Here is a 12087-nt window from a genome sequence, read left to right on the forward strand (position 1 = left end):
GGCGCGGGCGGCATGTTGCCCGCGCGCATTCACACCCGCTTTTTACGCTTGCCGGCGATCACCTCGATAAACTCCTGCACCTGCTGTTGCTTGCGCACCGACAGCTTGCAGACGCGGCGCAGGGATTTTAGCAGCGGCGGATCTTCCGGCTCCGGCGCGCGCGCCGTAATGACAATACAGCCGGGCATCACCCGCACATCTGCATCGGTGCCGGTAGGGAAACCGGCTTCCTCCAGCCATTTGCCGCGAAGCGTCAGCGCGGCAAGGCTCACGCCGTCATGAAAGCGGCTGGCGTAGCTCACGCGGATGCGGCGCGGCTCGGTCAGCGCGGCGGGCGCGGGCAGCGCCTCGGGTAAAACTTCAGGGAGCACGGATAATGTCGACATAGTTCCTCCTTAAACGGGCAGCAAAGCCAGCCTGCAAAATACTGGTATTATATACAGTAATTAGGGGAAGGAACCTTTGTGAAATCCGAAAAGCGGCGGGAAAATCGTCGGCCCCCCCGGGCCGACGCAGGAGAAAATTAGTGCGCGTGCGGGACGTCGGTTTCGGCGCTGATACGCAGGCCGTCGGCGTCAAACACCATACAGTCGCGCGGGTTAAAGCCCACTTCCACCGCCTGCCACGGGCTGAAATGCACGTCGCCCGGCAGCAGAATTTTCATGTTGTCATGCCCGTAACACTGGCCAAACAGGTAGGTGTTGTTGCCAAGGCGCTCCACCACTTCGCAGTTAAAGGTTAACGAGGCTTCCGCCTGCGCGCCGGTGGAGAGATGCTCCGGGCGAATACCCAGCGTCACCGCATCGCCTTGCTTCAGCGGCGCGGTGTGAATGGCGAGCCGCAGCGTTTTGCCCTGCGAGAGCGTGACCTCCAGCGCGCCTTCTTCCCAGCGCGCCACGGTGGCTGGCAGGAAATTCATCTTCGGCGAGCCGATAAACCCGGCCACGAATTTATTCACCGGGTTGTAGTAAAGCGCCATCGGCGAGCCCATTTGCTCCACTTTGCCGTAATTCATCACCACGATTTTATCGGCGAGCGTCATCGCCTCGACCTGATCGTGCGTGACATACACCATCGTGGTTTTCAGCTCCTGGTGGAGCCTCGCGATATGCAGACGCATCTCAACGCGCAGTTCAGCGTCAAGGTTCGAGAGCGGCTCGTCGAACATAAACACCTGCGGGTTACGCACAATAGCGCGGCCAATCGCCACGCGCTGGCGCTGGCCGCCGGAGAGCTGTTTGGGTTTGCGGTCCAGCAGGTGCGAGAGTTGCAGCGTCTTCGCCACCATTTCCACCTGATGACGGATCTGATCTTTCGGCACTTTATTGACCTTCAGCCCGTAGCCCATGTTCTCCGCCACCGTCATGTGCGGGTAGAGCGCGTAGGACTGAAAGACCATCGCCACGCCGCGGTGCGCAGGCGCGACATCGTTCATCACCTCATCGCCAATCAGCACCTCGCCGTCGCTCACCTCTTCAAGGCCCGCGATCATGCGCAGCAGCGTGGACTTTCCGCAGCCGGACGGCCCGACGAACACCGCAAATTCGCCGTCGGCAATATCGAGATTGATATTGTGCAGGGTTTCGGTTTTCCCGAACCGTTTGGTGACATTCCTCAGTCTTATGCTGGACATCAGGGTTCCTCGAAAGTGTAAGCCGTGGTGGCCGCGGGCGTTTCTGACGGGTGCCGAACCTTATTTTGTATTACGTGTAACAATTCAGCGGAGTGATACGCAACGGCTTTAAATCAGTGTCATGACTATAACTTCCCCAGATTTCGCCCCCTATCGCCGGTTTTCATTTCTGTAACGACGATCACACAACGCACAGTTTTTTGTAGAGTTATCAGGGTTGGCAGCGTAGCGTATAACAAAATGGAAACGCGCTGAGTAGGCTTTTGCAGGCTGCGTGGTTACAGCGATTGAGTTTTAAAACAGAAGCGAAGCACTTAATAAAAACAACGTAATTGTTATACCTTCACATGAGGTTGATAATGAAAAAGAACATCCTTACCGCCCTGGTTCTCTCCGCTCTGATGGTCAGCGCTGGCGCCAGCGCGGCGACCCGACAGCTTAACGTGTGGGAAGACATTAAAAAATCCGCCGGAATTAAGGATGCCGTGGCGGCATTTGAAAAGCAGTACGACGTGAAAGTGAACATGCAGGAGATGCCGTTCGCCCAGCAGCTGGAAAAACTGCGTCTCGACGGCCCGGCGGGGATCGGCCCGGATGTGCTGGTGATCCCAAACGATCAGCTGGGCGGCGCGGTGGTGCAGGGGCTGCTATCGCCGCTGACGCTTGATAAAGCGCAGACCGACGCTTTTACGCCATCGTCCATTGCGGCGTTCCGCATGGATAACGCCCAGTACGGCGTGCCGAAAGCCGTTGAAACGCTGGTGCTTATCTACAACAAAGATCTGGTGGAAAAGCCGTTCGACAGCCTGCAGGCCTGGTATGACTTCTCCAAAGCGCAGCGCGCGAAAAACCAGTACGGCCTGCTCGCCAAGTTTGACCAGATTTACTACAGCTGGGGCGCTATCGGCCCGATGGGCGGCTACATCTTCGGGAAAAACGACAAAGGCGGCTTTAACCCGCTGGATGTCGGCCTCAACAAGCCCGGCGCGGTGGAAGCCGTCACCTTCCTGAAAAAATTCTATGCCGACGGCGTCTTCCCGGCCGGGATCATCGGCGATAACGGCCTGAACGCCATTGATTCGCTGTTTACCGAGAAAAAAGCGGCGGCGGTGATTAACGGCCCGTGGGCGTTCCAGCCTTACGAAGCCGCAGGCATTAACTACGGCGTGGCGCCGCTGCCGACGCTGCCGGACGGCAAACCGATGAGCTCGTTCCTCGGCGTGAAGGGCTACGTGGTCTCCACCTGGAGCAAAGACAAAGCCCTGGCGCAGCAGTTTATTGAGTTCATCAACCAGCCGCAGTATGTGAAAACGCGCTACATCGCGACCCGCGAGATCCCGCCGCTGGTGGCGCTGATGGACGATCCGGTAATTAAAGGCGACCAGAAAGCGAGTGCGGTGGCCGTACAGGCGGCACGCGCCAGCGCGATGCCGGGCATTCCTGAAATGGGCGAAGTGTGGGCGCCTGCCAACGCGGCGCTGGAGCTGAGCGTCACCGGCAAGCAGGAGCCGAAAACCGCGCTCGATAACGCGGTGAAACAGATAACCATGCAGATCGAAGCGATGCAGGCCAGTAATCAGTAAGCCGTACCCGGCGGCGTCTGCGGGCGTCGCCGGATGAACCGTTAAAAGCGGGAGGGGCGCCTCCCGTTTTCAGAAGGAGCCGTGTGTGATTATCAGTCCCAGCGAAAAGATGCCCGTTGCCCGAGGGGCGGGCCGACACGCCTGGTGCGCGCTGCTCTGCGCTCTGTTGCCGGGCGTGGGCCAGTTTTATAACCGTCAGTGGCTAAAAGGCGTCACCTTTCTGGTGTTGCTCGCAAGCTTTCTCGGGGTGTTTCACGATTTCCTGCGTGTGGGGCTGTGGGGGCTTTATACGCTCGGTGAAGAGGTGCCGCGCGACAACTCCATCTTCCTGCTGGCAGAAGGGATTCTGAGCCTGCTGGTGGTGGGCTTTGGGCTGACGGTCTATTACTTCTCGCTGCGCGACGCGTGGGTGAACGGCAAGCGCCGCGACGAAGGGCTGACGCTTAACAGCGTGCGTAAACAGTACCAGCTGCTGCTCTCGGACGGCTTTCCGTATCTGATGATTGCGCCCGGCTTTATTCTGCTGGTGTTCCTGGTCGTATTCCCGATCCTTTTTGGTTTCGCCATCGCGTTCACCAACTACAACCTCTACCACACGCCGCCTGCGAAGCTAGTGGACTGGGTGGGGCTTAAGAATTTCGTCAATATTTTCACGCTCTCCATCTGGCGCTCGACATTCTTTGACGTGTTGCAGTGGACGGTGGTCTGGACGCTGCTCGCCACCACATTCCAGTGCACCGTGGGCGTGCTGCTGGCGATTCTGGTGAACCAGAAAGATCTGCGCTTTAAGCCGCTTATCCGCACCATTTTTATTCTGCCGTGGGCGGTGCCGGGCTTTGTCACCATTCTGGTGTTCGCCGGGATGTTTAACGACAGCTTCGGGGTGATTAACAACGCGATCCTGGCGTTTTTCAACATTGCGCCGAAACCCTGGATGACCGATCCGTTCTGGACCAAAACCGCGCTCATCATGATGCAGACGTGGCTTGGCTTCCCGTTTGTCTTCGCGATGACCACCGGCGTGCTGCAGGCGATCCCGGATGATTTGTATGAGGCCGCAAAAATGGACGGGGCCAGCACCTGGACGCGCCTGCGCACCATTACGCTGCCGCTGGTGCTCTACGCGATTGCGCCCATCATCATCACGCAATACACGTTCAACTTTAACAACTTCAACATCATATACCTGTTTAACAACGGCGGGCCTGCGGTGGCCGGCTCCAACGCGGGCGGCACCGATATTCTGGTCTCGTGGATCTACAAGCTGACGATGTCTTCGTCCCAGTACGCCATCGCCGCGACGATAACCATCCTGCTCTCCATTTTTGTGGTGGGGCTGGCGCTGTGGCAGTTCCGCGCCACGAAGTCGTTTAAAAATGACGAGACGGCATAAGGAGACACCATGGCTAAAAGACAAAGCATGAAACAGGAAAAGTGGCTGCGGCTCTCGCTGTCGTGGCTGCTGATCCTGACGGTCAGCACGATCATTATCTATCCGCTGATCTGGACGGTGGGCGCGTCGCTGAACGCGGGCAACAGCCTGCTCAGCAGCTCGATAATCCCGGAAAACCTCTCGTTCCAGCACTACGCCGATCTCTTCAACGGCCAGGTGAATTACGTCACCTGGTACTGGAACTCGATGAAAATCAGCTTCCTGACGATGGTGCTGACATTAATCAGCGTCAGTTTCACCGCCTATGCGTTCTCGCGCTTTCGCTTTAAGGGCCGCCAGAACGGGCTGATGCTGTTTCTGCTGTTGCAGATGATCCCGCAGTTTTCCGCGCTGATCGCCATTTTCGTGCTCTCGCAACTGCTCGGGCTGATTAACAGCCACCTGGCGCTGGTGCTGATTTACGTCGCCGGGATGATCCCGATGAACACGTACCTGATGAAAGGCTATCTGGACGCTATTCCGAAAGACCTCGACGAATCCGCGCGCATGGACGGTGCCAGCAACTTCCGGATTTTCATCGAAATCATCATGCCGCTCTCTAAACCGATTGTGGCGGTGGTGGCGCTGTTCTCTTTTACCGGGCCGCTCGGGGATTTCATTCTCTCCAGCACCATTTTGCGCACGCCGGATAAATACACGCTGCCGATCGGGCTTTATAACCTGGTCGCGCAGAAGATGGGCGCGAGCTACACCACCTACGCCGCGGGCGCGGTGCTGATTGCGGTGCCGGTCGCGATTCTCTATCTGGCCTTACAAAAATACTTCGTCTCCGGTCTGACCTCCGGCAGTACCAAAGGATAATCTGATGAAACTGTGTAAACCCGCACTGCTTGCTGTCTCGCTGGCCTGCTGTTTTTCCGCTTTCGCCGCCAACATGACGCAGATAACGCCAAAGCCGCTTAACCTCCCGGCGGATTTTATCAAGGGCGCGGATATCTCCACGCTGCCGGAGCTGGAGCGCCAGGGCGCGAAGTTCTACGACGCTGACCACAAGCCACAGGACGCGCTGACCATTTTGCGCGAGAACGGCGTGAACTACGTGCGCCTGCGCCTGTGGGTTGACCCGAAAGACAGCGCGGGCGCGCCTTACGGCGGCGGCACCAACGATCTCGCCACCACGCTTGCGCTGGCAAAACGCGTGAAAGCGCAGGGGATGCGCCTGTTGCTCGATTTCCACTACAGCGATTTCTGGACCGACCCTGGCAAGCAGTTCAAGCCGAAAGCCTGGGAAAACCAGAATTACGACCAGCTCAAAACCACGATCCACGACTACACCCGCGACACCATCGCCGAATTTAAAAAGGCGGGCGTGCTGCCGGATATGGTGCAGATCGGCAATGAAATTAACGGCGGCATTCTGTGGCCGGAAGGCAAAAGCTGGGGGCAGGGCGGCGGCGAGTTTGATCGTCTTGCGGGCCTGCTGAACGCCGCCATCAGCGGCCTGCGCGAAAATCTGACTCAGGGCGAGCAGGTCAAAATCATGCTGCATCTGGCCGAAGGCACCAAAAACGACACCTTCCGCTGGTGGTTCGATGAAATCACCAAACGCCAGGTGCCGTTCGATGTGATTGGGCTCTCGATGTACACCTACTGGAACGGCCCCATCAGCGCGCTGAAAGCCAACATGGACGACATCAGCAAGCGCTACAACAAAGATGTGATTGTGGTGGAAGCCGCCTATGCGTACACGCTGGAGAACTGCGACAACGCCGAAAACAGCTTCCAGCAGAAAGAGGAAAAAGAGGGCGGCTACCCGGCGACGGTGCAGGGCCAGTACGACTACGTGCATGACCTGATGCAGAGCGTGGCGAACGTCGAAAACCATCGCGGCAAAGGCATTTTTTACTGGGAGCCGGCCTGGATTGCCGTACCGGGGAACACCTGGGCGACGCCTGCGGGCATGAAATATATCCATGACGAATGGAAAACCGGCAACGCCCGCGAAAACCAGGCGTTTTTCGATTGCCACGGCAACGTGCTGCCATCGGTAAAAGTCTTTAATTAATCCTTTTTATTCCATTTATACCCTGATGCTTTACCCGGCAGGCTGCGCGCCCGCCGGGTGACGCGGGACGGGTATGCCGTATCAGGAAGCCTGTAAATGAACAAATTTGCGCCTTTAAGTCCGAAGGTCAGCGCCCTTTTGCACGGTGCGGACTATAACCCGGAGCAGTGGGAGAACTACCCCGGCACGGTAGAGAGCGATATCGCCATGATGCAGCAGGCGAAATGCAACGTGATGTCGGTGGGTATTTTTAGCTGGGCGAAGCTTGAGCCTGAAGAGGGCGTGTTTCGCTTCGAGTGGCTCGACGAGATTATCGACAAGCTGTATCAGGGCGGCATTCACGTGTTTCTCGCCACGCCGAGCGGCGCGCGTCCGGCCTGGATGTCGCAGAAATACCCGCAGGTGCTGCGCGTCGGGCGCGACCGCGTCCCGGCGCTGCATGGCGGCCGTCATAACCACTGCATGAGTTCGCCGGTCTATCGCGACAAAACCGCCACCATCAACCGCCTGCTGGCGGAGCGTTACGCGCACCATCCGGCGGTGCTCGGCTGGCATATCTCCAACGAATATGGCGGCGAGTGTCATTGCGATTTGTGCCAGGAGAATTTCCGCGGCTGGCTGAAAGCGCGCTACGGCACGCTCGATAAACTGAACGAGGCCTGGTGGAGCACGTTCTGGAGCCATACCTTTACCGACTGGTCGCAGATTGAATCCCCGGCACCGCAGGGCGAAAACTCCATTCACGGCCTGAATCTCGACTGGCGGCGCTTTAACACCGCGCAGGTCACTGACTTCTGCCGTCACGAACTGGCACCGCTGAAGGCGGTGAACCCGGAATTACCGGCCACCACCAACTTCATGGAGTATTTCTACGATTACGACTACTGGCAGCTTGCCGAACCGCTCGACTTTATCTCCTGGGACAGCTACCCGATGTGGCACCGCGATAAAGACGAAACCGAGCTTGCCTGCTACACCGCGATGTACCACGACCTGATGCGCACCTTAAAGCACGGCAAACCTTTCGTGCTGATGGAATCGACGCCGGGTACGACCAACTGGCAGCCCACCAGCAAGCTGAAAAAGCCGGGGATGCATATTCTCTCTTCGCTCCAGGCGGTGGCGCACGGCGCGGATTCGGTGCAGTACTTCCAGTGGCGCAAAAGCCGCGGCTCGGTTGAGAAATTCCACGGCGCGGTGGTGGATCACGTCGGTCATATCGACACCCGCATCGGGCGCGAAGTGGCGCAGCTTGGCGATATCTTAAGCCAGCTTGATCCGGTGGTCGGCGCGCGCGTGGACGCGCAGGTGGCGGTGATTTTCGACTGGGAAAGCCGCTGGGCGATGGATGACGCGCAGGGGCCGCGTAACCTGGGGCTGGAGTATGAAAAGACCGTCGCCGAGCACTATCGGCCGTTCTGGGAGCAGGGGATCGCGGTCGATATCATTAACGCCGACGCCGATCTGAGCGGCTATAAACTGGTTATCGCGCCGATGCTCTACATGGTGCGCGACGGGTTTGCGCAGCGCGCTGAAGCCTTTGTCGAACAGGGCGGCCACTTCGTGACCACCTACTGGAGCGGCATTGTCAACGAGACCGATCTCTGCCATCTCGGTGGTTTCCCAGGCCCGCTGCGTAAGCTGCTGGGCATCTGGGCGGAAGAGATTGACTGCCTTGCCGACGGCGAACGCAACCTGATTCAGGGGCTGGCGGGCAACGAGGCGGGCTTGCAGGGGCCATATCAGGTGCGCCATCTGTGCGATCTCATCCACACCGAAGGCGCGACGGCGCTTGCCACCTACCGCGACGATTTCTATGCCGGACGCGCGGCGGTGACGGTGAACGCGTTTGGCGCGGGCAAAGCCTGGTATGTGGCCTCGCGTAACGATCTCGCCTTCCAGCGCGATTTCTTCGGCAACATCATTAACGAGCTGGCGCTTGCGCGCGCGCTGGCGGCGGATTTCCCGCCGGGCGTCACCGCGCATGCCCGTCACGATGGCGAATCCGCGTTTATCTTCGTTGAAAACTACACCGGCGCGCCGCAGTCGGTGACGCTGCCGGAGGGCTGCGCCGATATGCTGACCGGCGACGCGCTAAGCGGCAGGCTATCGCTCGCCCCCTGGGGCTGTCGCATTCTGCGCCGCCGCCTCGCCTGAGTTGTTCCCTGCGCGCCCGTTCACCCGAACGGGCGCTTTTTTATTATCTGGTCTGAAAAAGGAGCCGCTATGGTTAGCCTGAAATCGTTTCTGCACCACGTGACCCGCCCGCAGCCCGCCACTACCCAGACGTTAACCGAAGAGGAGCGCGAGCAGATCGCGCGTCTGGTGGCGGATTTCGGCGGGCAGGAGAATATTGAGAGCGTGGACGCCTGCATGACGCGTCTGCGCGTCAAAGTCAAAGAGCTGACCCGCGTCGATACCGAGGCGTTGCAGTCGGAAGGGGCATTGGGCGTGATTATTCTCGGCCAGGAAGTCCATGCGATTTTCGGCAAGCAATCCGACGCGCTGCGCAAACTGCTGGATGAGCGTTTCAGAAACGCGTGATAAAAAAGCGGGATAACCCTGCATAAAAGGTTATCCCGCAAAAGGCAACGAGGGTGCATCAGCGGCAGTGACGCCTTGATGGCAGTGCCATAACTCAGAGATACAACGCTTACTTCTGCGTGTCGGTATCAGACAACGCCTGCGGGCAGCGGTTTCGGGCCGCCGCCCGCACAGCCTGACGCGTGGTTAGCGCCAGGGACTGCTTCTTACCACCAGGCTTCAACCTGAACGCCGAAGTTCCAGGTGTCGTCCGCCGTGCCGTCCTGCAGGGATTTACCGTTCTGTGAATCGTTCAGATAAGAGGCAAACACGCGCAGTTCCGGGCGTGACATAAATTCCGGGCCATCGGCGAGGCCAAGCGCGATAGTGTATTTTTCGCCGCTCTGCTTGTAATCCGTGCCGTTGTTATAGGTGTCTTTCTGCCAGAATCCGCCCACTTCCCCGATGAGGCGCACATACTGCGTGAACTGGTACTGGCCGCGGCCTACCAGCGAGAGCAGGCGTGATTTATCGGTCGTGGCGGTGATGTCGTCCGCCGAGCCCCAGGTCAGCACATGGTTAAACGAGAACTTGTCGGTGATCGGAATCAGACCGGTGTTGATCACGCGATAGCCGGTGGCGTCGTTAACGTAGTTCCACATGTCATACCAGCCGCCGCCCTGCGACACCATGTTCTGCGCGAGGCCCTTGTTGGCGTACTGCAATACCAGTTTGTTATAGCCGCCGAGCATGTCCTGGCTGATTTCGCCGGTCAGCATCACGCCGTTGTCGGCTTCATACAGGCCGCCGTACTCTTTCTGTTTGTCGGTCGGGTTTGGCATGGCGTAATCGATGCCAAATTCCGTCCAGGCCCCTGCCCACGGCTTCCAGCCTGCGTAACGCAGATCGAGATAGTTGATGTTCACGTCGTTATCGCCATCGACGCGGTAGTCGAGATCGTTGGCGTCGCCGCGGATCCACGCGAAGGAGATCGCGCCCGGGCCTAAGGTGTAGTTTTCGATCCCGGCACCAGAGCCGGAGATGTTCCAGTATTTGGTATCGATGATGTGCAGATCGTGGCGCTGGTAGTAGCGCTTGCCGCCCCAGATAACCGCGTTCGGATCGCCCGGGATCAACCCTTTAATTTGCAGGTTTAACTGGCGCAGGCCGAACTGGGCATCGTCGTTAAGCGTGCTTTCGTTATCGTTAGAGCCGTCGGACACCATGCTGACCATGCTGTCGACATAAAAGCTGACTTCGTCTTTTTTGTAGACTTCAGAGCCCAACTCCACTTCGCCATAGGTGTCGGTTTCGTTACCCAGACGCCCCAGCTTGTTTTTCTGCCACTCTTCCTGGCCACCATCCTGCGAGACGCCCACGCCGCCACGCAAATAGCCATGAAAATCAATAGGTACAGAAGATGAAGCGGCCAGCAGACAAGGTGAAGTCAGCGCGGCAGCTAACGCAACGGCCACTGTGCGTAGCGTAGTGTTCATAGTAACCTCTTTTATTGTTTTGTATTACGTTCACATAACCGAGGCCATAAAACGCCTTTGCAGAATTTCAGGCAATTTTGATCTTAATTAATTGTGACTCAGTGCAAATAAATCAGGCATTTTTGTAACGAACGGTGATGTTTCTCACGAGTTTTATGTATTGTGAACGTAATACTTTGTTTGGCGGGTGGATAACGGGCATTTATGCAGAAAAGGCTTTTCCGGCTGGTGCCTGTTACAATCAGCGCAGCCCATGAAAAAGGAACCGGAACATGAAGTCTAAAAGCGCCACACTGGAAGACGTCGCCCGCCATGCGGGGGTTTCCTACCAGACGGTGTCTCGTGTTTTGAATAAGTCCGCGAATGTCTCTGAAGCCACGCGCCGCAAGGTGGAAGAGGCTATTGCGCATCTGCGTTATGTGCCTAACCGGCTGGCGCAGCAGTTGGTCGGCAAGCAGAGCATGACGCTTGGCCTGGTCACCACATCGCTTGCGCTCCATGCGCCGTCACAGGTGGCGGCGGCGGTGAAACGTTACGCAAATCTGGATGGCTACCAGGTATTGATCTCGATGATCGATGAGAACGTCAGCCAGGGGATTCAGGATTCCATCAACGAACTCAAGTCCCAGCTGGTGGATAAGGTTATCATCAACGTGCCGCTGGAGACCCAGGAAGCGGAGAAAATCGCCGCCGATAACGACGACATCCTGTGTCTGTTCCTCGATGTGGACCCGTACAGCTCGGTGTTTAACGTCTCTTTTAATCCGGCGGACGGCACGCGCGCGAGCGTGAAGTATTTATACGAACTCGGGCATCGCGATATCGCGCTGCTGGCGGGCCCGGAGCGCTCGGTGTCCGCCCGGCTGCGCCTCAAAAGCTGGCTTGAGACGCTGGAGAGCTACGGCTTAACGCCGGTGACGGTGCTGCATGGCAACTGGGACGCGCAGAGCGGCTACGCGGGCGCGCTGCAAATGTTGCGTGAAGCGCCGCATTTCACCGCCGTGCTGGTGGCGAACGACCAGATGGCGCTTGGCGTGCTGAGCGCGTTTCATCAGCAGCAGCTCTCCATTCCGGGGCAGAAATCGGTGATTGGCTATGACGACACCTATGAAAGCTCGTTTTTCTACCCGGCGCTGACTACCGTCTCGCTCGATCTCGACATGCAGGGCAAAGAGGCGGTGCGGCGGTTGCTGGAAGCGAGCGAAAGCGACGCCTCACGGCTTTCTTCCATTCTCCCGGCGCGGCTGGTGATTCGCCACTCCACCGGCCCGCGTGAAGACGACGCGCCGGATATGCGCAAAATCGCTGATGAGCTGCGGCTTATCGCAAGCCGTCTCAGCCAGTAATCACGCCTGACCATCACGGGCCGCGCAGCCTGGGCCGCGGCCCGCGCC

Annotated in this window: 10 protein-coding genes; 7 read left to right on the plus strand and 3 right to left on the minus strand. The window is 58.2% G+C overall.

Annotated elements, in window-relative coordinates:
- Positions 1-29: 29 nt before the first annotated feature.
- Together symE and ugpC are read right to left on the minus strand one after the other, a co-directional pair.
- Entirely contained in the window at positions 30-386 is a 357-nt protein-coding gene (gene symE / locus G9X48_RS13245) for an endoribonuclease SymE (RefSeq protein WP_063265504.1), read from the minus strand.
- A gap of 137 nt (positions 387-523) precedes the next feature.
- Positions 524-1633: a sn-glycerol-3-phosphate ABC transporter ATP-binding protein UgpC gene (ugpC, locus tag G9X48_RS13250; RefSeq protein ID WP_097641671.1), complete on the minus strand. Its 1110-nt coding sequence runs from the start codon at positions 1631-1633 to the stop codon at positions 524-526.
- Positions 1634-1992: 359 nt separating this feature from the next.
- Here ugpC and G9X48_RS13255 point away from each other — a divergent pair, with 359 nt between their 5' ends.
- The 6 genes from G9X48_RS13255 (at position 1993) to G9X48_RS13280 (ending at position 9218) form a co-directional block, all read left to right on the plus strand.
- On the plus strand, positions 1993-3216 hold the full coding sequence (locus G9X48_RS13255; RefSeq protein ID WP_007889385.1) for an extracellular solute-binding protein: 1224 nt from the start codon (positions 1993-1995) through the stop codon (positions 3214-3216).
- 109 nt (positions 3217-3325) lie between these two features.
- Positions 3326-4609: a sugar ABC transporter permease gene (locus G9X48_RS13260; protein WP_085958945.1), complete on the plus strand. Its 1284-nt coding sequence runs from the start codon at positions 3326-3328 to the stop codon at positions 4607-4609.
- 9 nt (positions 4610-4618) lie between these two features.
- On the plus strand, positions 4619-5470 hold the full coding sequence (locus G9X48_RS13265) for a sugar ABC transporter permease (protein ID WP_004387103.1): 852 nt from the start codon (positions 4619-4621) through the stop codon (positions 5468-5470).
- Positions 5471-5474: 4 nt separating this feature from the next.
- Positions 5475-6674 (plus strand): arabinogalactan endo-beta-1,4-galactanase, encoded by a 1200-nt coding sequence (locus G9X48_RS13270; protein ID WP_097641980.1) that lies wholly within the window; start codon positions 5475-5477, stop codon positions 6672-6674.
- A gap of 96 nt (positions 6675-6770) precedes the next feature.
- The gene (locus tag G9X48_RS13275) at positions 6771-8831 is read left to right on the plus strand and encodes a beta-galactosidase (protein ID WP_007889379.1); all 2061 of its coding nucleotides are present in this window, start codon (positions 6771-6773) and stop codon (positions 8829-8831) included.
- A gap of 69 nt (positions 8832-8900) precedes the next feature.
- Positions 8901-9218 carry a glucose PTS transporter subunit EIIB gene (locus tag G9X48_RS13280; protein WP_007780949.1) on the plus strand — a complete coding sequence of 106 codons (318 nt, stop codon included), beginning with the start codon at positions 8901-8903 and terminating at the stop codon, positions 9216-9218.
- A 206-nt stretch (positions 9219-9424) separates the two neighbouring features.
- Here the strand turns inward: G9X48_RS13280 and G9X48_RS13285 are convergent, their stop codons facing one another.
- Complete coding sequence (locus G9X48_RS13285; RefSeq protein ID WP_004387099.1) at positions 9425-10693, minus strand: maltoporin; 1269 nt, start codon at positions 10691-10693, stop codon at positions 9425-9427.
- 272 nt (positions 10694-10965) lie between these two features.
- Between G9X48_RS13285 and G9X48_RS13290 the strand changes: the two genes are divergently transcribed.
- Positions 10966-12039, plus strand: a complete 1074-nt coding sequence (locus G9X48_RS13290) for a LacI family DNA-binding transcriptional regulator (RefSeq protein ID WP_032972220.1) — start codon at positions 10966-10968, stop codon at positions 12037-12039.
- Positions 12040-12087: the final 48 nt, after the last annotated feature.

Origin of the sequence: Cronobacter sp. HA18006, assembly GCF_011605445.1 — a bacterium.
In the GTDB taxonomy this organism is placed as follows: Bacteria; Pseudomonadota; Gammaproteobacteria; order Enterobacterales; family Enterobacteriaceae; genus Cronobacter; species Cronobacter sakazakii.

Coding starts and splice junctions, on each gene's coding strand:
- G9X48_RS13270 (WP_097641980.1), top strand. CDS start 5,475: ATGAAACTGTGTAAACCCGCACTGCTTGCTGTCTCGCTGGCCTGCTGT.
- ugpC (WP_097641671.1), bottom strand. CDS start 1,633: ATGTCCAGCATAAGACTGAGGAATGTCACCAAACGGTTCGGGAAAACC.
- G9X48_RS13260 (WP_085958945.1), top strand. CDS start 3,326: ATGCCCGTTGCCCGAGGGGCGGGCCGACACGCCTGGTGCGCGCTGCTC.
- G9X48_RS13290 (WP_032972220.1), top strand. CDS start 10,966: ATGAAGTCTAAAAGCGCCACACTGGAAGACGTCGCCCGCCATGCGGGG.
- G9X48_RS13275 (WP_007889379.1), top strand. CDS start 6,771: ATGAACAAATTTGCGCCTTTAAGTCCGAAGGTCAGCGCCCTTTTGCAC.
- G9X48_RS13265 (WP_004387103.1), top strand. CDS start 4,619: ATGGCTAAAAGACAAAGCATGAAACAGGAAAAGTGGCTGCGGCTCTCG.
- G9X48_RS13255 (WP_007889385.1), top strand. CDS start 1,993: ATGAAAAAGAACATCCTTACCGCCCTGGTTCTCTCCGCTCTGATGGTC.
- symE (WP_063265504.1), bottom strand. CDS start 386: ATGTCGACATTATCCGTGCTCCCTGAAGTTTTACCCGAGGCGCTGCCC.
- G9X48_RS13280 (WP_007780949.1), top strand. CDS start 8,901: ATGGTTAGCCTGAAATCGTTTCTGCACCACGTGACCCGCCCGCAGCCC.
- G9X48_RS13285 (WP_004387099.1), bottom strand. CDS start 10,693: ATGAACACTACGCTACGCACAGTGGCCGTTGCGTTAGCTGCCGCGCTG.